This window comes from Azospirillum tabaci (assembly GCF_014596085.1).
GTDB classification, from domain to species: domain Bacteria; phylum Pseudomonadota; class Alphaproteobacteria; order Azospirillales; family Azospirillaceae; genus Azospirillum; species Azospirillum tabaci.
Genome location: NZ_JACCJY010000004.1, coordinates 99,128 through 122,839 on the forward strand (window position 1 = coordinate 99,128; position 23,712 = coordinate 122,839).

Annotated in this window: 22 protein-coding genes; 13 read left to right on the forward strand and 9 right to left on the reverse strand. The window is 68.8% G+C overall.

The features are described 5' to 3' along the window. Window positions 1-12: 12 nt before the first annotated feature. The 6 genes from mnmE to H0B54_RS07335 all read left to right on the forward strand — a co-directional run bounded on the left by mnmE (window position 13) and on the right by H0B54_RS07335 (window position 7,185). Window positions 13-1,344 (forward strand): tRNA uridine-5-carboxymethylaminomethyl(34) synthesis GTPase MnmE, encoded by a 1,332-nt coding sequence (mnmE, locus tag H0B54_RS07310; protein ID WP_188259914.1) that lies wholly within the window; start codon window positions 13-15, stop codon window positions 1,342-1,344. 109 nt (window positions 1,345-1,453) lie between these two features. Continuing rightward, window positions 1,454-3,322 carry a tRNA uridine-5-carboxymethylaminomethyl(34) synthesis enzyme MnmG gene (gene mnmG / locus H0B54_RS07315; RefSeq protein ID WP_188259804.1) on the forward strand — a complete coding sequence of 623 codons (1,869 nt, stop codon included), beginning with the start codon at window positions 1,454-1,456 and terminating at the stop codon, window positions 3,320-3,322. Continuing rightward, a complete protein-coding gene (gene rsmG, locus H0B54_RS07320; protein ID WP_188259805.1) occupies window positions 3,322-3,936 on the forward strand; it encodes a 16S rRNA (guanine(527)-N(7))-methyltransferase RsmG in 615 nt (204 codons plus the stop codon). Before mnmG ends, rsmG begins: the two co-directional genes overlap by 1 nt. A gap of 49 nt (window positions 3,937-3,985) precedes the next feature. Continuing rightward, on the forward strand, window positions 3,986-4,780 hold the full coding sequence (locus tag H0B54_RS07325; RefSeq protein ID WP_094301379.1) for a ParA family protein: 795 nt from the start codon (window positions 3,986-3,988) through the stop codon (window positions 4,778-4,780). After that, complete coding sequence (locus tag H0B54_RS07330) at window positions 4,780-5,691, forward strand: ParB/RepB/Spo0J family partition protein (RefSeq protein ID WP_188259806.1); 912 nt, start codon at window positions 4,780-4,782, stop codon at window positions 5,689-5,691. The genes H0B54_RS07325 and H0B54_RS07330 overlap by 1 nt, the downstream gene beginning before the upstream one ends. Before the next feature lie 114 nt (window positions 5,692-5,805). Beyond that, complete coding sequence (locus H0B54_RS07335; RefSeq protein WP_188259807.1) at window positions 5,806-7,185, forward strand: esterase-like activity of phytase family protein; 1,380 nt, start codon at window positions 5,806-5,808, stop codon at window positions 7,183-7,185. A 23-nt stretch (window positions 7,186-7,208) separates the two neighbouring features. On the opposite strand, the gene holA is transcribed toward H0B54_RS07335, so the two are convergent. The 4 genes from holA to H0B54_RS07355 form a co-directional block, all read right to left on the reverse strand. Continuing rightward, a complete protein-coding gene (gene holA / locus H0B54_RS07340) occupies window positions 7,209-8,231 on the reverse strand; it encodes a DNA polymerase III subunit delta (protein WP_188259808.1) in 1,023 nt (340 codons plus the stop codon). A 48-nt stretch (window positions 8,232-8,279) separates the two neighbouring features. Continuing rightward, window positions 8,280-8,714: an LPS assembly lipoprotein LptE gene (gene lptE, locus H0B54_RS07345; protein ID WP_246472391.1), complete on the reverse strand. Its 435-nt coding sequence runs from the start codon at window positions 8,712-8,714 to the stop codon at window positions 8,280-8,282. Window positions 8,715-8,844: 130 nt separating this feature from the next. Beyond that, window positions 8,845-11,415 carry a leucine--tRNA ligase gene (leuS, locus tag H0B54_RS07350; RefSeq protein WP_188259810.1) on the reverse strand — a complete coding sequence of 857 codons (2,571 nt, stop codon included), beginning with the start codon at window positions 11,413-11,415 and terminating at the stop codon, window positions 8,845-8,847. Window positions 11,416-11,539: 124 nt separating this feature from the next. After that, a complete protein-coding gene (locus H0B54_RS07355; protein WP_014238944.1) occupies window positions 11,540-12,079 on the reverse strand; it encodes a DUF3576 domain-containing protein in 540 nt (179 codons plus the stop codon). Between the two features lie 343 nt (window positions 12,080-12,422). On the opposite strand from H0B54_RS07355, the gene H0B54_RS07360 reads away from it, so the two are divergent. Together H0B54_RS07360 and H0B54_RS07365 are read left to right on the forward strand one after the other, a co-directional pair. Further along, complete coding sequence (locus H0B54_RS07360; RefSeq protein ID WP_188259811.1) at window positions 12,423-13,595, forward strand: porin; 1,173 nt, start codon at window positions 12,423-12,425, stop codon at window positions 13,593-13,595. 386 nt (window positions 13,596-13,981) lie between these two features. Next, complete coding sequence (locus H0B54_RS07365) at window positions 13,982-15,139, forward strand: porin (RefSeq protein ID WP_188259812.1); 1,158 nt, start codon at window positions 13,982-13,984, stop codon at window positions 15,137-15,139. A 116-nt stretch (window positions 15,140-15,255) separates the two neighbouring features. Here the strand turns inward: H0B54_RS07365 and H0B54_RS07370 are convergent, their stop codons facing one another. Continuing rightward, a complete protein-coding gene (locus tag H0B54_RS07370; RefSeq protein WP_188259813.1) occupies window positions 15,256-15,792 on the reverse strand; it encodes a hypothetical protein in 537 nt (178 codons plus the stop codon). Between the two features lie 111 nt (window positions 15,793-15,903). Between H0B54_RS07370 and H0B54_RS07375 the strand changes: the two genes are divergently transcribed. Beyond that, window positions 15,904-16,611, forward strand: coding sequence for a YggS family pyridoxal phosphate-dependent enzyme (locus H0B54_RS07375; protein ID WP_188259814.1), 708 nt, complete (start codon window positions 15,904-15,906; stop codon window positions 16,609-16,611). Window positions 16,612-16,630: 19 nt separating this feature from the next. On the opposite strand, the gene H0B54_RS07380 is transcribed toward H0B54_RS07375, so the two are convergent. The 3 genes from H0B54_RS07380 to ribA all read right to left on the reverse strand — a co-directional run bounded on the left by H0B54_RS07380 (window position 16,631) and on the right by ribA (window position 19,506). Further along, complete coding sequence (locus tag H0B54_RS07380; protein ID WP_188259815.1) at window positions 16,631-17,152, reverse strand: L,D-transpeptidase family protein; 522 nt, start codon at window positions 17,150-17,152, stop codon at window positions 16,631-16,633. A gap of 35 nt (window positions 17,153-17,187) precedes the next feature. After that, entirely contained in the window at window positions 17,188-18,183 is a 996-nt protein-coding gene (locus H0B54_RS07385; protein ID WP_188259816.1) for a hypothetical protein, read from the reverse strand. A 165-nt stretch (window positions 18,184-18,348) separates the two neighbouring features. Further along, window positions 18,349-19,506 carry a GTP cyclohydrolase II gene (gene ribA, locus H0B54_RS07390; RefSeq protein WP_172428287.1) on the reverse strand — a complete coding sequence of 386 codons (1,158 nt, stop codon included), beginning with the start codon at window positions 19,504-19,506 and terminating at the stop codon, window positions 18,349-18,351. A gap of 227 nt (window positions 19,507-19,733) precedes the next feature. Between ribA and H0B54_RS30180 the strand changes: the two genes are divergently transcribed. The 4 genes from H0B54_RS30180 to H0B54_RS07410 all read left to right on the forward strand — a co-directional run bounded on the left by H0B54_RS30180 (window position 19,734) and on the right by H0B54_RS07410 (window position 22,925). After that, the gene (locus H0B54_RS30180) at window positions 19,734-20,237 is read left to right on the forward strand and encodes a glycosyl transferase (protein ID WP_188259817.1); all 504 of its coding nucleotides are present in this window, start codon (window positions 19,734-19,736) and stop codon (window positions 20,235-20,237) included. A 94-nt stretch (window positions 20,238-20,331) separates the two neighbouring features. Next, window positions 20,332-21,021, forward strand: coding sequence for a response regulator transcription factor (locus H0B54_RS07400; protein ID WP_188259818.1), 690 nt, complete (start codon window positions 20,332-20,334; stop codon window positions 21,019-21,021). A 105-nt stretch (window positions 21,022-21,126) separates the two neighbouring features. Next, window positions 21,127-21,570 carry a DUF2231 domain-containing protein gene (locus tag H0B54_RS07405; RefSeq protein WP_211109239.1) on the forward strand — a complete coding sequence of 148 codons (444 nt, stop codon included), beginning with the start codon at window positions 21,127-21,129 and terminating at the stop codon, window positions 21,568-21,570. Further along, the gene (locus tag H0B54_RS07410) at window positions 21,567-22,925 is read left to right on the forward strand and encodes a PQQ-dependent sugar dehydrogenase (protein WP_188259819.1); all 1,359 of its coding nucleotides are present in this window, start codon (window positions 21,567-21,569) and stop codon (window positions 22,923-22,925) included. Before H0B54_RS07405 ends, H0B54_RS07410 begins: the two co-directional genes overlap by 4 nt. Window positions 22,926-22,940: 15 nt before the next feature. Here H0B54_RS07410 and H0B54_RS07415 read toward each other — a convergent pair whose 3' ends face one another. Further along, window positions 22,941-23,672, reverse strand: a complete 732-nt coding sequence (locus H0B54_RS07415) for a hypothetical protein (protein ID WP_246472392.1) — start codon at window positions 23,670-23,672, stop codon at window positions 22,941-22,943. Between the last annotated feature and the right edge of the window lie 40 nt (window positions 23,673-23,712).

The window sequence follows — 23,712 nt, forward strand, 5'->3', positions numbered from 1 at the left end:
ACAGTTGGTACGATGATCCCGACCATTTTCGCCCTCGCCACCGCCCCCGGCCGCGCCGGTGTGGCGGTGGTTCGCGTTTCGGGCCCGGTCTCCGGCGACGCGCTCGCTGCCCTCACCGGCAAGCCCCTGCCCGCACCCCGCATGGCCACGCTCGTCCGGCTGCGCGATCCCAAGACCGGGGAAGCGTTGGATGACGCGCTGGTCCTGCGCTTCACCGCCCCCCGCAGCTTCACGGGCGAGGATGTGGTGGAGCTGCATCTGCATGGCGGGCGCGCCGTGGTCGCTGGCGTGGTCGAGGCGCTGTCCACCCTGCCCGGCCTGCGCGTCGCCGAACCCGGCGAGTTCACCCGCCGCGCCTTCGAGAACGGCAAGCTCGACTTGACCGAGGCCGAGGCGGTCGCCGATCTGGTGGACGCCGAAACCTCGGCCCAGCGCCGCCAGGCTCTGCGCCAGATGGAAGGCGCGCTCGGCGCGCTCTATGATGGCTGGCGGGAGCGGCTGACCCGGTCGCTCGCCCACATCGAGGCTGACATCGACTTCCCCGACGAGGATCTGCCTTCCGGTGTGTCGGACGCCGCGCGTCCCGTGCTGGACGCCCTCGCCGCCGAGATCGACGCCCATCTTGACGACCGGGGCCGCGGGGAACGGCTGCGCGAGGGGCTGCACATCGCCATCGTCGGCGCGCCCAACGCTGGCAAGTCGAGCCTGCTGAACGCCCTCGCCCGTCGGGAGGCCGCCATCGTCTCGGCCCGCGCTGGCACCACCCGCGACGTGATCGAGGTCCATCTCGACCTCGGCGGCTACCCGGTGGTTCTGGCCGACACCGCGGGTTTGCGCGAGGCGGCCGCCGACGAGGTGGAAGAAGAAGGCATCCGTCGCGCGCTCGACCGCGCCGCCCGTGCCGACGTGAAGGTCGCCGTGTTCGATGCCACCGCCATTCCCGCGTTCGACCCGGCGACGGTCGCCCTGCTCGACAAGGACACGGTCGTGGTCCTGAACAAGACGGATGTCGTCGAAGCCGGAGTGCCGATGGTCGGCGACTGGGAGGCGGTTGCGGTCTCGGCCCGGACCGGTGCCGGCCTGCCGGAGCTGGAGCGCCGTTTGACAGCCTTTACCGCCGACCGGCTGGCGGGCAGCGGCGCCCCGGCTCTGACGCGCGCCCGGCACCGGTCCGCTCTCGAAGAGTGCCGGGATGCCCTGCGCCGAGCCCTGACCGCCCCACTGCCGGAGTTGATGGCGGAGGATGTGCGTCTGGCGAGCCGCGCCCTCGGCCGCATCACCGGGCGGGTCGATGTCGAAGACCTGCTGGACGTGATCTTCCGGGATTTCTGCGTCGGCAAATGAGCCGAAGATGGCGTGACAAAGGCGCCGCGCCGCTCTGTTTCACGTGAAACACGGGCTGCGCGGCGTCGCGGCGCTTGGCGTCCGGCGCTGACTCGGCTATGGTCCGGCCATGCGAACGTTCGACGTCATTGTTGTCGGCGGAGGCCACGCCGGTTGCGAGGCTGCCGCCGCTGCGGCGCGCATGGGTGCGCGCACCCTGCTGCTCACCCACAAGCTGGACACCATCGGTGAGATGTCCTGCAACCCGGCCATCGGCGGGTTGGCCAAAGGGCATCTGGTGCGCGAGATCGACGCGCTCGACGGTGTCATGGCCCGCGCCATCGACCGCGGCGGCATCCAGTTCCGTATTCTGAACCGCAGCAAGGGACCCGCCGTCCGCGGCCCGCGCGCCCAGGCCGACCGCAAGCTCTACCGGCAGGCGGTGCAGGCGATCCTCGCGGAGCAGCCGAACCTGTCCATCGAGGCTGGCGGCGCCGAAGACCTGACCATCGGCGACGACGGGCGGGTGACCGGTGTGGTCACCGGTGCCGGCGAGACCCTCGCCGCGGGAGCCGTGGTGCTGACCACCGGCACCTTCCTGCGCGGCCTGATCCACATCGGCGAGGAGACGACCCCGGCGGGCCGCGTCGGCGAGGCTCCGTCCATCGGTCTGTCCGACACGCTGGCGCGTTTGGGCTTCCCGCTCGGGCGCTTGAAGACCGGCACCCCGCCGCGGCTCGACGGCAAGACCATCGATTGGGACGCGCTGGAGAAGCAGCCCGGCGACACGCCGCCCCCGCCCTTCTCCTATCTGACCGACCGCATCGACACGCCGCAGATCGACTGCGCGATCACCTGGACGACGCCGGAGATGCACGCGCTGATCCGCGGCAACCTCCACCGCGCGCCGATGTATTCCGGGCAGATCCAGAGCACCGGCCCGCGCTACTGCCCATCCATCGAGGACAAGGTGGTGCGCTTTGCCGACAAGGAGCGCCACCAGATCTTCCTGGAGCCGGAAGGGCTGGACGACGACACGGTCTACCCGAACGGCATCTCGACCTCCCTGCCCCGCGACGTCCAGCTCGGCTTCCTGAAGACGATGCCGGGGCTGGAGCGCGCGGTGATGATCCGACCCGGCTACGCCATCGAATACGACTTCGTGGACCCGCGTGAGCTGAAGCCGACACTGGAAACCCGCCGGAGCCCCGGCTTGTTCTTCGCCGGCCAGATCAACGGCACCACCGGCTATGAGGAAGCGGCGGCGCAGGGATTGATGGCCGGCATCAACGCGGCCCTGTTGGCTGGCGGCTCGGCGGAGGGCTTCGTGCTCGATCGCGCCGACGCCTACATCGGGGTACTGGTCGACGACCTGATCACACGGGGCACCAACGAGCCCTACCGGATGTTCACCTCGCGCGCCGAGTACCGGTTGATCCTGCGCGCCGACAACGCCGACCAGCGGCTGACGCCGAAAGGCCTCGCGATCGGCTGCATCGGGTCGGCGCGGCGTGATGCCTTCACGGCGAAGGCCGAGGCGCTGTCCGCCGGCCGCACTCTGGTGCGCGCCCTCCAGGCTACCCCGGCGGAGTTGCAGCGGCAGGGCATCGCCGTCAATCAGGACGGCGTGCGCCGGACCGCTGCCGATCTGCTGCGCTATCCCGACCTCGATCTCGCCACCCTCGCCCGGCTGTGGCCGGAGCTGTCGGCGATCCCCGCCGACGTCGTCGAGCAGCTGGAGATCGATGGGAAATACGCCGGCTATCTCGACCGGCAGGAAGCCGACATCCGCGCCTTCCGCAAGGACGAAGCCCTGGAGCTTCCCGACGATCTCGATCCCGACACCATCGGCAGCCTGTCGGCGGAGATCCGGCAGAAGCTGCGGCAAGCCCGCCCGGCAACTCTGGGCGCTGCGGCCCGCATTCCGGGCATGACTCCGGCGGCGCTGGTTGCCCTGCTCCGCCATGTGAAACGGCGCGACGTGAAGGTGGCCGTCTGATGAGCCTGTTCGATGCCGCGGCCTTTCAGGCGGAAACCGGTGTTTCACGTGAAACGCTGGATCGGCTCGCCGCTTATGAGGCGACGCTGCGCAAGTGGCAACCGAAGATCAATCTGGTCGGTCCCTCCACCCTGCCCGACGCTTGGCGTCGGCACTTCCTCGACTCCGCCCAACTTTATCCGCTCCTTCCCGAAGGGGCTCGGGTGCTGGTCGATCTCGGCAGCGGCGCCGGCTTCCCCGGCTTGGTCCTGGCCATCATGGGCGTGCCGGAGGTCCATCTGGTCGAGAGCGACTCCCGCAAATGCGCATTCCTGCGCGAAGCGGCGCGCGTCGCCGGCGCGTCGGTCACCGTGCACAACAAGCGGATCGAGGCGGCGCCGCCGATCTCCGCCGACGTGGTGACCGCCCGCGCCCTGGCGCCGCTGAACGATCTGCTGAATTGGGCCTATCCCTTCCTGCAGGACCGGGGTGCGGCACTGTTTCCCAAGGGGCAAAATGTGGCGGACGAATTGACCGATACCACCAAACATTGGAAGATGCGGACCGAGCGCTTCGACAGCCGCACCGACCCCACCGGAACCATCCTGCGTGTGAGTGGTATCGCCCGTGTCTAAGACCGCGACTCTGATGCATTCCCGCTCCGAGGCTTCCCGAGAGGCTGACATGCCCTCTGCCCTTCCTTCCGCTCGCGTCATTTCGATTGCCAATCAGAAAGGCGGCGTGGGCAAGACCACGACCACCATCAATCTGGCAACCGCCCTGGCCGCCATCGGCAAGCGCGTTCTGGTGATCGACCTTGATCCCCAGGGCAACGCCTCCACTGGCCTCGGCATCCCGCGCGCCGACCGGCGCGTCGGCATCTACGACGTGCTGTTCGACGGCATGCCGCTGGAGGATGCCGCGACGGTGTCGACGGTGCCGAACCTGTCGATCATCACCTCCTCCGTCGATCTGTCCGGCGCCGAGGTCGAGTTGGTCACCTCCGAGCGGCGGGAGTTCCGGCTGCGCGAGGCGGTGGACAAGAGCGCGCTGGAATACGACTACGTGCTGATCGACTGCCCTCCGGCGCTCGGCCTGCTGACGCTGAACGCGCTGGTCGCCTCCCACGCCGTGATGGTGCCGCTGCAGTGCGAGTTCTACGCGCTGGAGGGCCTCAGCCACCTCGTCCGCACCATCGAGCGGGTGAAGCGCGCCTTCAACCCAGACCTCGACATCCACGGCGTCGTGCTGACCATGTTCGACAAGCGCAACAATCTGTCCGACATGGTGGCCGCCGACGTTCGTGGCTTCTTCGGGGAGAAGGTCTACGACACCGTCATCCCGCGGAACGTGAAGGTGTCGGAGGCGCCGTCCCACGGCAAGCCGGTGCTGATCTACGACATGCGCTGCCCCGGGTCGCAGGCATACATCCATCTGGCCGGCGAGGTGCTGCGCCGTGAGAAGAGGCTGAGCGCGTGATGGAGGATACCAAACGTTCGGACGGCGGTGCCCGCCGCGCCAGCCTGGGCCGCGGCCTCTCCGCCCTGTTCGGCGAGGCGGCGGAGGACTATTCGGCGCTCGACAAGGTGCGCCAGTCCAAGCAGGTGCCTATTGAGTTCATCCATCCCGGCAAGTACCAGCCGCGCCGCACCTTCGACGATGAGGCGCTGCAGGGGCTGGTCGAGTCGATCCGCGACAAGGGCATCCTCCAGCCTCTGCTCGTCCGTCGAGACCCGGAGACGACCAACTCCTATGAGTTGATCGCCGGCGAACGCCGCTGGCGAGCCGCACAGATCGCCGGCCTGCACGAGGTGCCGGTCGTCATCCGTGAGCTGTCGGACCGTGAGGCGCTGGAAATCGCGCTGATCGAGAACATCCAGCGCCAGGACCTGACGCCTCTCGAAGAGGCCGAGGGTTACAAGCGTCTGATGGAGGAGTTCGAACACACACAGGAGGATCTGGCGCGCTCGGTCGGCAAGAGCCGCAGCCACGTTGCCAACATGATGCGCCTGCTCGCCCTGCCCGACCCGGTCAAGGGCATGGTGCAGGAGGGGGCGCTCAGCGCCGGCCATGCCCGCGCGCTGCTCACCTCCTCCGATCCCGTGTCGGTGGCGCGTGAGGTGGTCAAGCGTGGCCTGAACGTCCGCCAGACTGAAGACCTGATGCGCGGCAGTGCGCCGGTCAAGACCAAGAAGGCTGGCGGACGTGGCGGTGCCACCACCGACCCGACGCTCAAGGACGTCGATCTGGTGAACCTGGAGGAGGAGATCTCCGCCCGCATCGGGCTGAAGGTCGCGATCACCCCGCAGGGCAAGGGCGGCTCCATCACCATCCATTATCAGACGCTCGACCAACTCGACGACGTGCTGCGCCGCCTCGGCGGTGAGTAGGCGGTCGCGGAACCAAACTGTCACTTTAGTGAAACGACACTAACATGAACTCCCCCTAAACAGGGTCGTCCGGCCGCATCGGCGCGGCCGGAGCCGACACAGAGGGGGAGATTCATGAAGCCCATCCACGGCCTGTGCCTTGCCGGCCTTACCGCGGCCCTGATTGCGGGGCCGGCTTTTGCGGACCAGAAATTCCCGGCGGAGCTGACCGGGCACGGCATCATCGACGCCGCGACCTTCGTCGCCCCGCCTGCCGACGCGCCGGACCTGTTCCGTACCTCCGGCAAGTTCACCGCCGCCGACCGCAAGCGCGTCGACCAAACCCGCAGCATCGAAGGCATGTCCTTCCTGTCCGCTCCCGGCGCGGCGCGCGGCACCGGCATGGCGCTGCCCTTCGACGGTCAGCCGGTTCAGGGCTTCTCCGGCATCAAGGCGCTGGGCGACGGGACCTTCATGGTGCTGACCGACAACGGATTCGGCAGCAAGGGCAACTCCGCCGACGCCATGCTGAGCGTGCACAAGCTGACCATTGATTGGAAGACCGGCAAGGCGGCGGTGGCCGAGACGCTGTTCCTGCGCGATCCGGACCGCAAGGTCCCCTTCCCCATCGTTACCGAGGCGACCAAGGAACGCTATCTGACCGGCGCCGACTTCGACGTCGAGAGCCTGCAGATCGTCGGCGACCGGATGTATTTCGGCGACGAGTTCGGCCCCTACATCCTGGTGACCGACCGGACCGGCAAGCTGCTGTCCCTGCATGAGAGCAAGGTGGATGGCAAGCCCGTGCGCTCCCCCGACCATTACGCGGTGTCCACCCCGGCGGTGCCCGGCGCCGTCGGCTTCGAGGTGCGCCGCTCGCGGGGCTTCGAAGGAATGGCCGCTTCCAAGGACGGCAAGTTCCTCTACCCGCTGTTCGAAGGCCCGCTGTTCAACGCCCAGCTCGGGACCGGCGGTGCGTGGGAGACCAAGGACGGGCGGGAGTATCTGCGCATCGCCGAATTCGACGTCGCCAAGGGTGACTTCACGGGCCGCAGCTTCAAGTATCGGCTGGAAGCCAATGGCAACAACATCGGCGACTTCAACATGATCGACGCCACCACCGGCCTGATCATCGAGCGCGACAACGGCGAGGGCAACCCGGCCCAGGGCTGCACCGGCCAACCCACCCCGGATTGCTTCAACGTCCCGGCCCAGTTCAAGCGCGTCTACAAGATCGACTTCGCCCAGGTCGATGCAGAGGGCTTCGTGAAGAAGGTGGGCTATGTCGACCTGATGGACATCGACGATCCGAAGGGCGTTGCCCAGCTCGGCGGTGACAAGGGCAAGTTCACCTTTCCCTTTGTGACCATCGAGAATGTCGATGTGGTGGACGCTGAACACATCGTCGTCGGCAACGACAACAACCTCCCCTACTCCTCGGGCCGCGCGCTGGGCAAGCAGGACCACAACGAGCTGATCCTGCTGCGCGTGCCGCAGTTCCTGGCCGTGAAATAAAGGTCGGCGAAAGAACGAAAACCTCAGCGCCGCGCCAGCGAGGCGAGCTGGAAGAGGACGCGGGCGCAGAGCGTTTGGTCGGGCATGTTGGTGCGTTTGCAGTCCGCTTCGGCCTCGACCAGCCGGTCCAGCGCCTGCCGCACCAGCGGCGCGGGCCAGCGGCGGGCCTGACCGGTCAGCCGCGGCTTCATCTTGAAGAACACCGGCGGGCGCAGCGCCTCCACCGCGGCGTCCGCCGACTTGCCCGCCGCCACCTGCCCGGCGACCAGCTGCAGACGCTGGAAATGACGCTGGGCGGCGCGCAGGATCGGCACTGGGGACATGCCCTCGGCGAACAGCCGGGCCAGCGAGCGGTCGAGCGTGGCGAAGTCACCCTCCGCCGCCGCCCAGATCGGCTCGTCCAGCGATAGGGCCGCGCTGTCGCCGACGCAGGCCTGGGCGTCCTCCAGCCGGACGCGCGTTTCCGTGCCCATGTAGAGCGCCAGCTTCTCCATCTCGCCGCGCGCCACCATGCGGTCGCCGACCAGATTGCCGGCGAGGAAGGACAGGGCGTCGGGGTCGGCGGTCAGGCCGTGGCCGTGCAGGATGTCGGCGATGACCCGGCCAAGCGCGGCCTCCTCCTCCACATAGCAGGGAATGGCGACGGCACCGTCCGCTCCTTCGAACAGGGTGCGCAGCTTCGATCGGTTGCCGAGGTCGCCGGCTTCGACGAGGACGAGGCTGTCGCCGGGCGGTAGGTCGGCCAGAAAGGCGGTGAAGGCGGCGGTGACATTGTCCTCCGCCTCGCGCACGCGGATCAGGCGGCGGCCCCCGGTGAAGGACAGGGCGGCGGCCTCGTCGGCCAGACGTGCCGGATCGTCGGCGACGGCGCGGCCCAGCATCTCCGTCACGCGGAAGGGATCGGACAGGTCGGCGACCACGGTGCGGCCCAGCCCCATGGCGCGGTCGCGCACCAGACCGGTGTCCGGGCCATAGAGCAGGACCGCGCGGATCTTGGGATCGGGGCTGCGCAGGAAGCCGTCGATCGCCCGGGCTTGCAGCTTCACGAAGACACCGTCGGTGGTGGAGGACCGACCTCCGTTATCCAGTGCGGATCAGGATTTGCGGCCGAGTTCGGCGGCCACGCGGGTGGTGATCTCGTTGGAGATTTCCAGGATCGCGCGGTCGTAGGCGTTCTCGACCGTGGCGAGGGCGCCATACTGCTGCTCCAGCACGTTGTAGCTGATGAAGGAGCGCGCGTTGGCCTGGAACAGGATCTTTCCCGTCGCCGCGTCGATGAGCTGGTAGGGAGCGTTCACGACGAGCTGGGCGCGGGTGGCGGTGGCGTCCTTCTGGAGGGACAGCTTTTGCTCCGACGCGGTCAGCGTGGTCTGCAGCCGGTAGAGCGGGGCGGCGGGACGGCCGTCGGCGTAGAAGCGGTCGATCAGGTGGTTGCGCAGCTTCTGGCCATAGCGGTCCGGGATGAGCCCGATGTCCACCTGCTGAAGCTCGGCGGCGCCGATGCTGTTGGCCCCGACGGTCCCATACATGGGCTGGAAACCGCAGGCCGCCGTGGCGAGCACCGCCGGCGCGAGCAGGGCAAGGGTTAGAAGCCCCCGCCGCCGGACGCCGGCTCTCCCGTTATGACCGTTGTCGTTATGGCCATTGTCGTTATGGAGGTCAGACGACGACATTGATCACCCGGTTCGGGACGACGATGACCTTGCGCACCGGCTTGCCCTCCAGGGCGCGCTGGACGTTCGGGTCGGCCAGGGCGGCCTGCTCCGCGGCGTCTTTCGCCATGTCGCGCGGCAGTTCCAGCGTGGCGCGCAGCTTGCCGTTGACCTGGACCGCCATGGTGACCGAATCCTCGACCACCAGGGCGGCGTCGGCCTGCGGCCAGGGCTGATTCACCAGCAGCGTGTCGTGGCCGAGCTGCGCCCACAGCTCCTCGGCCAGATGGGGCATCATCGGGGCGATCAGGCGGACGGTGGCCTCGAACCCTTCGCGCAGGACCCAGGCTTCGCCCTCGCCCGTGCCGTCCAGCTCGGCCAGGGCGTTGGACAGCTCGCGCACGCGGGCCACCGCCTTGTTGAAGCGGAACTTCTCCAAGTCCTCCGAGATGCCGGCGATGGCCTTGTGCACTTGGCGGCGGGTGGCCTCGGCCTTGGCGCTGAACGCTTCCGGCTTCGGCGCACCGGCGTCCGGCAGAGCGACCGGCGATTCCGTCACCATCCGCCACAGGCGGTTGATGTAGCGCCAGGCGCCGTCGATGCCGGCTTCCGTCCATTCCAGGTCGCGCTCCGGCGGGCTGTCGGACAGCATGAACAGGCGGGCGGCGTCGGCGCCGTAGGTGCCGATGATGTGCGCCGGGTCCACCACGTTCTTCTTGGACTTCGACATCTTCTCGACGCGGCCGACGGTCACCGGGCCGTCGTTGTCGTTGCGGATGTAGTCGCCGAGATCGTTCTTCCGGATGTCGGTCGGAGCCAGCCAGGCGCCGGTGCCGGCGTCCTTATAGGTCTCGTGGTTGACCATGCCCTGGGTGAAGAGGCCGGCGAAGGGCTCCTCCACGTTCAGGTAGCCGCACTGCTTCATCGCCCGCGTCCAGAAGCGGGAATAGAGCAGGTGCAGCACGGCATGCTCGATGCCGCCGATGTACTGGTCCACGGACAGCCAGTAGTCCACCGCCTCGCGCGTGAAGGCGACGTCCTCGGCCTTGGGCGAGCAGAAGCGGGCGAAGTACCAGCTCGACTCGATGAAGGTGTCGAAGGTGTCCGTCTCGCGCACCGCCGGCTTGCCGCAGGTCGGGCAGCTCGTGTGCTTCCAGGTCGGGTGGTGGTCCAGCGGGTTGCCGGGCTTGTCGAAGGTCACGTCGTCCGGCAGAACGACCGGCAGATCCTGCTGCGGGACCGGGACGATGCCGCAGCTCTCGCAGTGGATGACCGGGATCGGGCAGCCCCAGTAACGCTGGCGGGAGACGCCCCAGTCGCGCAGACGGTACTGGGTGGTGCGCTCGCCCTGCCCCTGCTCCTCCAGCCGCTTGCCGACCTCCTGCTTGGCCGGCTCGACCTCCAGCCCGTCGAGGAAGCGGGAGTTGCGCAGCAGGCCGGGGCCGGTGTAGGCCTCGTCGCCGACCGTGAAGGCGGCGGGATCGGCGTCCGCCGGAATGACCACCGGCTTGACCGGCAGGCCGTACTTGCGGGCGAAATCCAGGTCGCGCTGGTCATGGGCCGGGCAGCCGAAGATGGCGCCCGTGCCGTATTCCATCAGCACGAAGTTGGCGACGTAGACCGGCAGCTCCCAGGACGGGTCGAAGGGATGCTTCACCCGCAGTCCGGTGTCGAAGCCGCGCTTCTCGGCGGTTTCGATCGCCTCCTCGCTGGTGCCCAGACGGTTGCACTCGGCGATGAACTCGGCCAGCGCGGGGTTGCCGGCGGCCAGCTCGGCGGCGAGCGGATGGTTGGCGGAGATCGCCGCGAAGGAGGCGCCGAACAGCGTGTCGGGCCGGGTCGTGAAGACCTCCAGCTTGTCCGGCCGTCCGACGAGGTCGAAGCGGAAGCGCACGCCGGTGGACTTGCCGATCCAGTTCTCCTGCATCAGGCGCACGCGCTCCGGCCAGCGGTCCAGCGTGTCCAGCCCCTTCAGCAGCTCCTCGGCGTAGGCGGTGATCTTGAGGAACCACTGGGACAGCTTGCGCTTCTCGACCAGCGCCCCGGTGCGCCAGCCGCGGCCGTCGATCACCTGCTCATTGGCCAGGACCGTGTTGTCGACCGGATCCCAGTTGACCCAGGACTCCTTGCGGTAGGCCAGGCCTTCCTTGAGGAAATCCAGGAACATCTTCTGCTCGTGGCGGTAATACTCCACGTCGCAGGTGGCGATCTCGCGGTCCCAGTCGATCGACAGGCCCATCGTCTTCAGCTGGGCGCGCATGGCCGCGATGTTCTCGCGGGTCCATTTGGCCGGGTGGGTCTTCTTCTCCAGCGCGGCGTTCTCCGCCGGCAGGCCGAAGGCGTCCCAGCCCATCGGGTGCAGCACGTTGAAGCCGCGGGCGCGCTTGTAGCGCGCGATCACGTCGCCGATGGTGTAGTTGCGGACATGCCCCATATGGATGCGCCCCGACGGGTAGGGGAACATCTCCAGGACATAGTACTTCTCACGGGAAGCGTCCTCGCGCGCGGTGAAGCAGCCCTGCCGCTCCCACTCGCCCTGCCACTTCGCTTCGGTTTCCTTGACATTGTAACGCGACATGACCGCAGACGCCGTTCCGTGAATTTCGTGGGTCTTGATAAATAAGGCGCCGTTGGCCGGGTGACAGGCGGCGGCGCGATAACCGCGCCCTGCCCCGCCCCGCTTGCCCGGCCGGCGCCCGCGCTCAGCGCGCCGCGGCCTGCTGCGCGACGCGGATCTGGCGGGCGCGGGTCAGCACCGCGTCCTCCAGCGTCGTCGCCGTCTCCGGACCGACCGCGCTGTCGCGCCAGTCCGACCCGGCGCGCTGCTGCTTGAACACCGACACCCGCACGCCGTCGGCGCGGAGCTGGCGGTCCATGATGTACAGGTTGACCTTGAAGCGCTCGTTCGGGGTGTCCGGCGGCGTGTACCAGTCGGTCAGGATGACGCCGCCGAACGGATCGGCGGAGACGATCGGCATGAAGGACAGCGTGTCCAGCGAGGCTCGCCACAGGAAGCTGTTGACGCCGATCCCGTTGGGATCGCCCTGCTCGGCGCCGTTGCGCTTGTTCTTGCCGAACAGGCTGAAGCCGCCGTCGGTGCCGAGAAGGCTGCCGAACTTGTATTCCTTCTTGATCTGCTCATCGACGGTTTCCGTCTGGCCGCCCCAGCTGGAGCAACCGGCCACGGCGAGCGACGCCGCGAGCACGACGGGGGCAAGGCGAAGGACACGGGAACGGCGCATGGTCGGAACCTGGATCAATAAATTCGGGGTACCGCGCACGAGACCGCGGCGGATGCCGGTGAAAAGACCATAAAAGCCCGCCCGCGGCAACAGCCGATGCGGAGCGCAGCCTGTGCCTTTGCTGTGTCCGGGGCGATGCCGGAGCCCTGCGGAGGGGACAGCGCGGGCGGCGGAATTTCAACGGCGGTGCACAATCAAGGTGTGTTCCGTCGGACACACTGTTCCTTCATTGCTGCAACTTTGCGATTTCCGGCTTGCTGGCGTCCCCGCATCTGCGTACCACAGAGCCAGCCAGGACGTTAACCGGGCTGAAAATTCTGCTGCCAGGATGGAGGCAACAATCATGAACCGTTATCTGCTCGCGGGCTGCGCCGCTGCCGCTCTGGCTCTGGGTGCCGGCGCCGCCAACGCTCAGGCCAAGTTTGAAGTCAAGGTCGGCGGCGACGCCTACTTCGAAGGCGGCTACGTCAACGAGGACCGCGACGAGGGTGCCCGTTCGGTTGACTTCCGCAACCGCTTCCGCGTCATCGTGACCCCGACCGCCAAGGCCGACAACGGCCTGGAGTACGGCGGCCGCATCCGTATGCGTGCCAACTCGGGCGCCAACAACGCCCGCACGATGGACGCCGACCGCGGCTACATCTTCGCGCAGGGCGCCTTCGGTCAGGTCCAGATGGGCGTGACCAACTCCTTCAACGACGCCACCTACGTCACCGCTCCGCAGGATTACCTGCAGCTCGGCATCTATGACGGCGTCGCCGCCTGGATCGGCCAGACCTCGGACATCGGTGGCGGCCTCGCCGGTCTGAACGGCTCGCTCCTGAGCCAGTCGCTGGTCGTCGAGAACAACGCGACCAAGATCGTGTACTTCTCGCCGCGCTTCGCCGGCCTGCAGGTGGGCGCCAGCTACACCCCGCGCAACGACGACTCGCACGCCTCGGTCAACCGCGCTGACCTGACCCCGGTCACCGCCACCGGCCGCGGCTTCTCGACCACGTTCGAGGACCTCGTCGAAGTCGGCGCCAACTACAGCAACACCTTCGGCGGCGTTTCGCTGAAGGCCAGCGCTGGCTACTACTGGGGCAGCGCCGCCGGCACGACCACGGTCGGCGCCAGCGTCGAGGACCTGAACGCCTGGCAGGTTGGCGCCCAGGTCGGCTACGCCGGCTTCTCGCTCGGCGGTTCGTACACCGACTTCGGTGAGTCGGGCCAGATCCAGACCGCGACCTCGGACAACGAGAAGAGCCGCCTCTGGGTTGTCGGCGCTCAGTACACCGCCGGCCCGATCGTCGTCGGCGCCAACTACAAGAACGGCAAGGACGCCGGCAGCCTCTACACCGCTGGCGACCGCACCCTCGAAGTCTACGAGTTCGGCGCCGGCTACACCGTCGCTCCGGGCCTGACCCTGCAGGCTCAGTACGACTACTTCAAGGCCGAGAGCGACCTGAGCTCGGCTGCTGTGGACCTGGACAACGACGGTCACGTCGTCCTGCTCCGTACGGTCCTGGCGTTCTAATCTGCGGTCATCCGTGGATGGAGAAGGGCGGTGGCTTCGGCCACCGCCCTTTTTCTTTGCCCATGCGTCCTGCCGTCACGCTGCGCCTTTACCGTGCACTTTTCGCCGCCGGTCCGTCGTTCGCTATGGCGCGTTTCGGTGCGTAAAGTTTGTTCACAGCGCCCAAAATCTGGCCAAGCAATGTGCTATATTTACGGCATACGGGAAAAACCGTTTGTCTACAGATACTTATGACTGTGTCTGAATGGCAACTGTGTTACAGTTGCACTGTTGTCCCTGTCGAATCGCTCTTGCCGGGTAAGCGAACGGGTGGCTTAGTCATTGATGGGAAGCACAACCGCACGGCTCCGGTCTCCTTGGGAGCCTGCTAGAAGGATGGACCATCAATGAAGCGTTCTCTTGTTACGGGCTGCGCAGCCATCGCGATCATCGCCTGCAGCGGCATGGCTTCCGCCCAGACCAAGTTCGAGGTCAAGATCGGCGGCGACGCTTTCTTCCAGGGCGCCTATGTCGAGCAGGACCGTGACGAAGGCACCCGCTCCACGGAGTTCGCCAACCGCTTCCGCGTGACCGTCACGCCGGTCGCCACCGCCGACAACGGCCTGGAGTACGGCGGCCGCGTCCGCATGCGCGCCGCCAACGGCGCCGGCAACGTCCGCACGATGGACGCCGACCGCGCCTTCATCTTCGTGAACAGCGGCTTCGGCACCCTGCAGGCCGGCACGATCAACGGCCTGTCGGACGAGTTCGGCCTCATCGGCCCGAACGTCGAAGGCATCGCCGGCGGCCCGGACAACAACACGGTGGAGTTCCTGGGCGGGTCGCAGACCTACTCGCTGCTGCCGACCACCACCAACAACTTCCGCGCCTTCGCGTCGGGCGACGTCGGCACCAAGGTCATTTACCTGACTCCGACCTTCGCGGGCATCCAGGGCGGCATCTCCTACACGCCGCGCACGGGCGACTCGCACACCTCGATCAACCGTCGCCAGGACAACGGCGGCTTCCAGGACGTCGTGGAAGTCGGCGGCACCTACACCAACGAGTTCGGTGGTTTCACCGTCGGTGCCAGCGCCTTCTACCAGTTCGGCGATGCGGTCGATGACGGCACCGGCGCCGGTGCCACCCGCTTCGAGGAGCTCAACTCCTACCATGTCGGCCTGAACGTCGGCTTCGGTGACTTCAAGATCGGCGGCAGCTACGCCTACAGCGGCGAGAGCGGCTACGACAAGTCGCTGACCGTGAAGGAGAAGCAGGACATCTGGATCGTCGGCGCCCAGTACACCGCCGGCCCGTTCATCCTGGCCGCCAACTACTCGCAGTCGCGTTCGAACGGCACCAGCCCGAACACCGGCCTCGTCGCCCCGGTCAAGGCCGAACTGTATCAGGCCGGCGTGACCTACACCATCGCGCCCGGCCTGACCACGGGCCTGGAGTACAGCTACCTCGACCTCGACTCGAAGCTGTCGACGGTGGACAATGGCGGCATCAGCCCCGACGACCGTGCGCACATCATCATGATCGACACCCGCCTGGCCTTCTGATCGGCTTTGCGGCACAGCTGACGAAAACGGCGGCGGATACCCATCCCCCTCCGTTTGACTTTGTGTGCCCCGTGGGTGTGGCCCCGGTGTGGGTCCGGGCCGGGCTGTGATCGGCCTTACTTCTTGGTGGCTTGCGCGGCTTCGGTTTCGCAAAGCAGCATGATCGCCGCGTCCTCCATCGGCGTCCAGACGGCCAGCAGGCGCTTCTTGGCTTTTTCGGCGGTGTAGGCGGTGGTCCCCGGATCGCGGATGCTGCGGACCTTCACCTCCCCCATCTTCCAGCCGGCCTTGCGGAAGCCACTCAAGGTGGAATCCAGGATCTGGTCGCGGCGGGCGTCGTCGCCCTTCTTGAACTCCCACCCATAGCTTTCCAGCTTGGTGCAGCGCCGGTTGATGTCGGCGGCGGCCACACCCATGAACTCCTTGTAGGTGCCGTCGTCCTGCAACGGGAAAGGCTGGTCGGAGAAAGACACCTGGGCGATGGCCGATCCCGCCACCTTCTTCGGGGCCTCCTTTCCAGCGGCTTCCTTTCCAGGGGCGGGCTTGCCGGAATTCTGGGCTCCGGTGCCTTGGGCAAGGGCGCTGCCGGCCGTGAACGGCGCGGCCCCCAGCATCAGCGCCGACAGGATCAGGGGACGCATCCAACCACGCATGCCGTGTTCTCCTCGGGGTGCTTGCGTTTCGTCGGTCCGTCCGTTACCACGCCCTCCGGTCCCTGTACAGGCAGGCGCCGCAGAAGGGGCCGCACAAGGGGGAGGACCGGCATGTCCGCTTCGCACACTCATACACCAGACGGCACCGTCACGGCCCGGCTGGACACTGTCCGCCGCTCCATCCTGGAGGGCTGCGCCGCCAGCGGGCGCGCTCCCGGCGCGGTGACCCTGGTCGCCGTCTCCAAGACCCACCCGGTCGAGGCGGTGGAGGAGGCCCTGGCCGCCGGCCAGCGCGTCTTCGGCGAGAACCGCGTGCAGGAGGCCAAGGCGAAGTTCCCCGCTCTGCGCGAGCGTTTTCCGGATTTGGAACTGCACCTGATCGGTCCGCTCCAGACCAACAAGGTCAAGGACGCGGTGGCCCTGTTCGACGTGATCCAGACGGTGGACCGGCCCAAGCTGGCCGAGGCCTTGGCCGAGGAGATGGCGCGCAGCGGGCGCCGCCCGCGCTGCCTGATCGAGGTCAACACCGGCGAGGAGCCGCAGAAGGCCGGCATTCCGCCGGCGGAGCTGGACGCCTTCCTGGCCGCCTGCCGGGACAGCTGGAACCTGCCGGTGACCGGCCTGATGTGCATCCCGCCGGTGGACGAGGAACCGGCGATGCATTTCGCCCTGCTCGCCGACATGGCGCGCCGCGCCGGCCTGCCCGAGGTCAGCATGGGGATGAGCGGCGATTACGAGACGGCGATCCGCTTCGGCGCCACCCATGTGCGGGTCGGCACGGCGATCTTCGGGGCGCGCGCCTACCCCGCCGCCGGATAACGGCGTTTCGGCCGCACCTCTATTCCGCGGTGTCCGCCACGGTCAGCGTGGTGCCCGGCGCGCAATCCTTGAGAAGCCGCAGCAGGTCCGGCAGGGGCAAAGCGACGCAGCCCGCCGTGGGCACGCGGTCGGGCCGCGCCACGTGCATGAACACGGCGCTTCCCAGTCCCGGCACCACCGGATCGTCGTTGTGTCCCATCACCACGATGACGTCGTAGACGTGGTCATCACGCCACAACTCCTCGTGACTGGCGGCGTAGGGGCGTTTGACCGGGCGGTTGTAGGCGGCGTCCGCGGGGTCGTCGCACCAGCCGTCTTCGGGTGAGATGGGAGACACCGGCAGGCCCGTCTCGGGCCGCGCCAGCCGGTCGTCGCGCCACAGCACGCGGCGCAGCGCGAAGCGGCCGACCGGGGTGGCGCCGTCGCCTTCCCGCTTGTCGGACCGGATGCCGCCGCGGCCCAGGACGCACCGGAACGAACCGCCCGGCCAGTCGAGGCGACCTTCGGCCGGCGGGTTCTCAAGACGAACCGTGATCTCCATCGCCCTTTCCTCACCCGCTTCCGGGGTCATCGCGCTCAGCCCGACACCCGCAGGCTGGGCGCCGGGGCCTGCGCGGCCCGCCGGCCCTGCTCGTACTTGGCCAGATTGCGCATCATCGTCTCAGACAGCATGTCCGGTGTCACGGGCGCGAAGGCGTTGCTGTTGGCGGCCGTTGGGGTGGCTTTTGCCGGGGCGGCGTTCGCCTGTGCTGGCGCGTTGGGCGACGCGTTCGCGGCCCCGGTTCCGGCCGTGGCATCCGGTTGGGCCGCGGGCGCCTGGGCCTCCGTGGTCTTCCTGGCGCCGGAGGGAGCCGCCGTTGCGGCAAAACCGATGGTGGAGGGATGCGGCTTGGCGGCGGCGTATTTGGCCATCAGGCTGCTCGCCAGCGGGGTGTCGCGCGCCGGCATGCGCGAGGGATGCGGCGTGCCGGACTCCGCCAGGCCATCGCGCCCGGACCCGGTCACCGCCGCCCCAACCCCATGCGACGGTGCGGTGGAACGCTTGGCGTCCGGCAACTCCGCCGTGACGGTGCGGGCCGGTTGGGCGGCCGGCGCCGCAGCGGCCATGGCCGGCGCCGAGGTGCCGGCCATGGCGTCCGGCAGGGCCGCGACCGCGGTGGCTCCGGCGGTGCCGGCGGGCGCATGGCCGGCCTCCTCGCCGCCGAAGCCGAGCGACGCCATGATCTGTCCGCCGATGTCCTTGCCCTGGGCCTGTTCCACCACCGCGTTGGCGATGGACGCCATGCCGCCCAGCGGGCCGCCGAACAGGATGCCGCCGATGACCTTCGACGACGGCTTGATCGTGTCGCCGGTGACCTCACGATAGACGGTGTTGACGAGGGGGATGTGCTGAAGCGGGTTGATGATGTCCAGGAAGTCGCCGAAGGACATCTCGGCGTCGGCCTCGTACCGGTCGGGGCTGTCCCGGCTTTCCATCACCGTGAGGGCGGGAGTCGCTTGGGCCGGCGACCGCTCGCGCTGCACCGGCCGCGAAGCGGCGGCGGCGTCGATGGTGGTGGCGTCGATGGCCATGGGCGGTCTCCCGTCGCGGTGTCCAGCCCTACCCTAAGCAACCGGCGTGCCAGCCTCTTGGGCTGAAATTCCGCCTCCTCGGGCGCGTTCGGGCTCGGATCCGGGCCGCGCCCCGGCAAGAGCTGCCGGGCGGGAGGCGTTTCCTGCCCCCTGAAGACTCGATTCTCAGAACATGTGCCCGCTGCGCTCCGCCTTGGTGCGCAGATAGCCTTCGTTGTGGCCGTTGGACGGGAAGATGTGGGGAACGCGCTCGACCACCTCGATCCCGCAGCGGGCGAGTTGGCGCAGCTTCTCCGGGTTGTTGGTCATCAGCCGCACGGCGGTGAAGCCCAACTGCCGCAGCATTTCCGCCGCCGGCAGATAGACCCGCTCGTCGGCCTCGAAGCCCAGGATCTCGTTGGCGTCCACCGTGTCGAAGCCGCGGTCCTGGATGCGGTAGGCGCGCAGCTTGTTGACGAGCCCGATCCCCCGCCCCTCCTGCGCCAGATAGAGCAGGACGCCGCTGCCCTGCCGGGCGATCTCGGCGATGGCGCCGCGCAGCTGCTGGCCGCAGTCGCAGCGCAAACTGCCCAGAAGGTCGCCGGTGAAGCATTCCGAATGCAGGCGGGCCAGCACCGGCTCGCCCTCCACCGGGTTGCCGACGATGATCGCCAGATGCTCCGGCCCGCCGTCGATGGGGCGGAAGGCGGCGATGCTGGTGTTCTCGGCGCCGGACAGCGGGACGCGCGCCTCGGCCACCCGGCGCAGCGTGCGCACCACATGGACGCGGTAATCGGCGATGTCGCGGGCGCGGACCAGCAGCAGGTCGTGCTTCGCCGCCCATTCCGCGGCGCTGCCGGTGTGGCCGGTGGCCGGGGCGACGATGGCCGCCGGCAGCAGACGCGCCAGCCGGGCGAGGTCCACCGCCGCGGTTTCCCGCGAACCGGGGTCCATGGCCGTGGCGGTCAGCCCCTCCGGCATCGCCCCATCCGGGCGGTGTTCGGGGTCGGCCAGCGCGTGGGCCTCGTCCGCGGTCAGGCAGCGGGGAAGCGACAGGGCGACGACGCCCGTCCCCTCGCCCATCAGCTTCAGCACCGTGGCGCGGCGGCGGGTGACGGCCAGGACCGGCGAGGCGCCGGTCAGCTGCACCAGCCGCTGCACGGCGTCGATCGCCACGGATTCCACCGACACCGCGGCGCCGACGCTGCCGTCGGCGGTCTCGATGGCGACGGCCTCGCCCCGGCGCAGGGCGGCCGTCGCCCGGTCCACCGCGCGCATGGCGGCTTCGTCCATCGGCAGGACGGCTTCGGGCGGGGCGGAGTCGGAAGGGGCGTCGGCGTACATAACGGAGGCTTCGCGTGCTGCGCCCCGAAGGGCGAAAGATCCCGACATGGGTCGGAGAGCGCCGGAAGCAAAGCGCAGGTGGCGCACCCCTGTCCAGCAAATCCCGCGCGCCACACCGTTGCCGGGGGTGCAACGATGGCGCAAACCGCCACCGATGCGGGCGAAACCGCGTTGCGCTATGCTCGCCGCCCCTCTCCTTCCCTCCCTTGCACGCGAGCCCCATCGCCATGGCGGACCAGCCGGCCCTGCACGTCCTCTTTCCCGCCAACCGGGCGCCGGACGGCTACGCGGAGCGCATGGCGCTGGCGCTGGAGGCGCAGGGGCAAAAGGTCTTGCGGCATGCCCTGCCGGGCGACTACCCGTGGCTCGACCCCTCGGCGGTGCTGGCGGCGGACATCGCGCTGTCGCGCCTGCCGGACGGCGCGCGGGTGCTGGTGGACGGCGGTGCCCTGCCCGGCCTCGCCGCCGCCCTGGCGATGGACAGCCGGCGCCTGAGGCTCGTTGCGCTGGTGGAACGGCTGCTCTGGCGGGAGCCCGGCCTGACGGAGGGGGCCGCCGTCGCCCACCGCCATCTGGAGCAGGGCGCGCTGGCGCTGATGCGCGCCGTCGCGGTGCCGGACGCGGCGTCGGCGCGGGCGGTGGCGGACCTTGGCCTCGCCCCGGAGACGGCGGTCGTCCTTTCCCCGGACGCCGCCGGGGCGGCCCGGCTGGACAGCCTGTGGGACGCCTGACGATCCGCACGGGAGACCCTTCCGATAAGGCTAGGGCAATCCTGCGCGGGCCATGATAAGTTCCGCGGCCGGAGACACCGGTGAACGCCCCCGCATGACGCTTGCGAAACGCATCCTTCTGATCGACGACGACACCGCCCTCCGGCAGTCCCTCGCCGAGCAGCTCCAGCTTCTGGAGGAATTCGAGACGGTGGAGGCCGGGGACGGCGCCTCGGCCCTGGCCGTGGCGCGGGAGGGCGGTTTCGCCGCCATCCTGCTCGACGTGGGGCTGCCGGACATGGACGGGCGCGACCTGTGCCGCCTGCTGCGGCGCGAGGGGGTGCGCTGCCCGGTCATCATGCTGACCGCGGCGGCGTCCGACGCCGACACCATCCTCGGACTCGATTCCGGGGCCAGCGACTATGTCACCAAGCCCTTCCGCATGGGGGTCCTGCTGGCCCGGCTGCGCGCCCAGCTCCGCGCCCACGAGCAGAGCGAGGACGCCGTCTTCGCCATCGGCCCCTACAGCTTCCGCCCGGCGGGCAAGCTGCTGCTGGCGGATGGCGGCGCCCGCAAGATCCGCCTGACCGAGAAGGAAACGGCGATCCTGAAATACCTGTACCGGGCCGGCGGCGCGGTCATCGGGCGGGAGACGCTGCTGGGCGAGGTGTGGGGCTACAACGCCGGGGTGACCACCCACACGCTGGAAACCCACGTCTATCGCCTGCGCCAGAAGATCGAGCGCGATCCGTCCAACGCCGAAATCCTGGTTACGGAGCCCGGAGGCTACCGGCTGGTGCCATGATCGCCGGTCTGCTGCGGCGCGGAACCATCCTCATCCCTGCCCATTGAAAAGATTGATTTCCGGGCCGCCGCGGCACGGACCCCAGTCGGGCAAGGAGATAACGTCTTGGTAGCCATCGTCGATCACGGCAGACCGGCAAGGGCCATCCATCCCCTGCACGCGGTGCTGCTCGCGGCCTCCCTTCCGCTGTTCCTGGGGGGCCTGCTCTGCGACATGGCCTATTCCAGGAGCTTCGAGATCCAGTGGAGCAACTTCGCCGCCTGGCTGATCGCCGGCGGCATGGTTTTCGCCGGCTTTTCGCTCCTCTGGGCCTTCATCGATCTGTTCCGCGCCGGCCGGCGCCGTGGCCGCGGGCTCGTCTATTTCGTCCTGCTGCTCATCACCTTCGCGCTCGGCCTCGTCAACGCCTTCGTGCACGCACGGGACGCCTGGGGAATCATGCCGGACGGCCTGATCCTGTCGGCGGCCGTCGCCGTGACCGCCGCCTTGGCGACTTGGTTCGGCTTCTCCAGCCTCCGCATTGGCGCCCGCATGGGAGAGACGCGATGAAACGCTCCAGCCTGCTGGCCGCGGCGGGGATCGTCGTTCTGCTGGCCGCCTGCGACGACAACCCGTCGCCGCCCGTCTATGGCGCCAACCCGCCTCTGCCGGAGCAGCAGTACGGTCTGCTGCCCAGCATGAAGATCGCCAATCCCGCTTCCTGGGGCGACCACAAACCGACCGTGCCGGAGGGTTTCACCGTCACGGCGATCGCCACCGACCTCGGCATCCCGCGTCAGACCCTGGTCCTTCCCAACGGCGACATCCTGGTCGCCGAAGGCCGGGGCGGCTCGGCTCCGCCGCTGCGGCCCAAGGACTTCATCGCCGGCATCATCAAGGCCAAGGGAACGACCCCGGTCCCCAGCGGCAACCGCATCACCCTGCTGCGCGACGCCGACGGCGACGGCCGGTACGAGGAGCGCACGGTCTTTGCCGACCATCTGAACGCGCCCTACGGGCTGGCCTTCGTGAATGGCCAGATCTACGTCGCGAACCAGGACGCGCTGGTGCGTTTCCCCTACCGCGAGGGGCAGACCCGCGCCGAGGGGCCGCCGGAGAAGGTCACCGACCTGCCCTCCTACATCAACCATCACTGGACCAAGTCGCTGGCCGCCAGCACGGACGGGCGGTTCCTCTATGTCGGCATCGGCTCCAACAGCAACATCACGGAACGCGGAATGCCCGCCGAGGCCGACCGCGCGATGGTCTGGGAGATCGATGCCCAAACCGGCGCGCACCGGCCCTACGCCACCGGCCTGCGCAACCCAACCGCGCTGGCCGTCCAGCCGGGAACGGGCACGCTGTGGGCGGTGGTGAACGAGCGCGACGAGCTTGGCCCCAACCTCGTCCCCGATTACCTGACCTCGGTCCGCGAGGGCGGCTTCTACGGATGGCCCTACAGCTATTGGGGCCAGAACGTCGACCCGCGCGCCCAGCCGCAGAAGCCCGAGATGGTCGCCGCGGCGATCAAGCCGGACTACAGCCTGGGATCGCACGTCGCGGCCCTCGGCGTCGCCTTCTCCTCGCCGGTGATGGGCGAGCGCTTCGCCGAAGGCGTGTTCGTCGGCGAGCATGGCAGCTGGAACCGCAGCGTGCCCAGCGGCTACAAGGTGATTTTCGTCCCCTTCCGCGACGGAGCCCCCTCCGGCTCCCCGGTCGAGGTCGTGACCGGCTTCATGGGCGAGGACGGCAAGACCTACGGCCGGCCGGTCGGCGTCACGGTGGACCCGAAGGGCGCCCTGATCGTCGCGGACGACCTGTCGAACACGGTCTGGCGCGTCGCGGTGACGGATCGCTCGCCCAGCGCGCAGGCACCGGCGGACATGGGCAGCACGACGACCGATGGGAACGGCTCGTCCAACTGAAACGGGAACGCCGTGTCAGGGCCGCTTGCCGGGCGGTCCTGACCGGTCCGAGATGGTGACGGCGACCGGATAGCCCATCCAGCGCTGGCGCTTGTTCTCCAGGGCCGCGCCGCCGCGGGCCGGACCGGCCGGACGTCCGCCGCCCCACAGGCCACGGCCGCGCGGCACCACGGGCAGCAGGCGGATCTTCCGCCCAACGATGGCCAGGCGGCGGCGCCAATGGGCGACCAGTTTGGTCGAGGTGCCGACCCGCCGCGCGATCTCGTGATCGGCCAGCAGGGCGCTGCCGGGGTCCTGCAGCAGATCGAGGATGGCGCGGCGCTTGTCCAGACTGGTGTGATGGCTGTGCTTGCGCTCCAGCGCCTTGCCGAGATCCCAGAGCTTTTCGGCGGTCTCGCGGGCGAGGCCGCGCCAGCGGTCGGCCTCCTCCCGTTGGCGCTCCATGTCGCCGTTGCTCTTTTCAAGCTGCCGCTTCAGCCCGGCGACCTCCAACTCCAGATCGCGCACTTGGCGGCGCAAGCCCTGGACGAGCTGGTCGGGGGGTGGCGGACGGTCGGGCGGCGGGGCGCTGGCGGCGGGCGGCGGTTCCGGGGTGGCGGACAGCGGACGGGCGCCGCGGGCAAGATCGCGGAACGACAGGCCGGCCCTCGACAGCATGATGCGCGCGGCGCGCAGAGCGGACTGGGCCTCACCCTGATGCTCCGACTCGGCCATGGCGAGGACTTTGGCGAGTTTGTCTGGGTCCATCCGAGGGGTCGGGGTCCGGAGGCGATTTTTCGCGTCGATG

Excerpts from the sequence above, each read along its gene's own strand:
- H0B54_RS07385 (WP_188259816.1), bottom strand. The coding sequence starts at position 18,183 with ATGGCCATCGACGCCACCACCATCGACGCCGCCGCCGCTTCGCGGCCG.
- H0B54_RS07370 (WP_188259813.1), bottom strand. The coding sequence starts at position 15,792 with ATGCGTGGTTGGATGCGTCCCCTGATCCTGTCGGCGCTGATGCTGGGG.
- H0B54_RS07360 (WP_188259811.1), top strand. The coding sequence starts at position 12,423 with ATGAACCGTTATCTGCTCGCGGGCTGCGCCGCTGCCGCTCTGGCTCTG.
- H0B54_RS07330 (WP_188259806.1), top strand. The coding sequence starts at position 4,780 with ATGGAGGATACCAAACGTTCGGACGGCGGTGCCCGCCGCGCCAGCCTG.
- H0B54_RS07365 (WP_188259812.1), top strand. The coding sequence starts at position 13,982 with ATGAAGCGTTCTCTTGTTACGGGCTGCGCAGCCATCGCGATCATCGCC.
- H0B54_RS07355 (WP_014238944.1), bottom strand. The coding sequence starts at position 12,079 with ATGCGCCGTTCCCGTGTCCTTCGCCTTGCCCCCGTCGTGCTCGCGGCG.
- H0B54_RS30180 (WP_188259817.1), top strand. The coding sequence starts at position 19,734 with ATGGCGGACCAGCCGGCCCTGCACGTCCTCTTTCCCGCCAACCGGGCG.
- H0B54_RS07410 (WP_188259819.1), top strand. The coding sequence starts at position 21,567 with ATGAAACGCTCCAGCCTGCTGGCCGCGGCGGGGATCGTCGTTCTGCTG.
- H0B54_RS07400 (WP_188259818.1), top strand. The coding sequence starts at position 20,332 with ATGACGCTTGCGAAACGCATCCTTCTGATCGACGACGACACCGCCCTC.
- rsmG (WP_188259805.1), top strand. The coding sequence starts at position 3,322 with ATGAGCCTGTTCGATGCCGCGGCCTTTCAGGCGGAAACCGGTGTTTCA.
- H0B54_RS07380 (WP_188259815.1), bottom strand. The coding sequence starts at position 17,152 with ATGGAGATCACGGTTCGTCTTGAGAACCCGCCGGCCGAAGGTCGCCTC.
- leuS (WP_188259810.1), bottom strand. The coding sequence starts at position 11,415 with ATGTCGCGTTACAATGTCAAGGAAACCGAAGCGAAGTGGCAGGGCGAG.
- mnmG (WP_188259804.1), top strand. The coding sequence starts at position 1,454 with ATGCGAACGTTCGACGTCATTGTTGTCGGCGGAGGCCACGCCGGTTGC.
- H0B54_RS07325 (WP_094301379.1), top strand. The coding sequence starts at position 3,986 with ATGCCCTCTGCCCTTCCTTCCGCTCGCGTCATTTCGATTGCCAATCAG.
- H0B54_RS07335 (WP_188259807.1), top strand. The coding sequence starts at position 5,806 with ATGAAGCCCATCCACGGCCTGTGCCTTGCCGGCCTTACCGCGGCCCTG.
- H0B54_RS07375 (WP_188259814.1), top strand. The coding sequence starts at position 15,904 with ATGTCCGCTTCGCACACTCATACACCAGACGGCACCGTCACGGCCCGG.
- mnmE (WP_188259914.1), top strand. The coding sequence starts at position 13 with ATGATCCCGACCATTTTCGCCCTCGCCACCGCCCCCGGCCGCGCCGGT.
- lptE (WP_246472391.1), bottom strand. The coding sequence starts at position 8,714 with ATGTATGGGACCGTCGGGGCCAACAGCATCGGCGCCGCCGAGCTTCAG.
- H0B54_RS07415 (WP_246472392.1), bottom strand. The coding sequence starts at position 23,672 with ATGGACCCAGACAAACTCGCCAAAGTCCTCGCCATGGCCGAGTCGGAG.
- ribA (WP_172428287.1), bottom strand. The coding sequence starts at position 19,506 with ATGTACGCCGACGCCCCTTCCGACTCCGCCCCGCCCGAAGCCGTCCTG.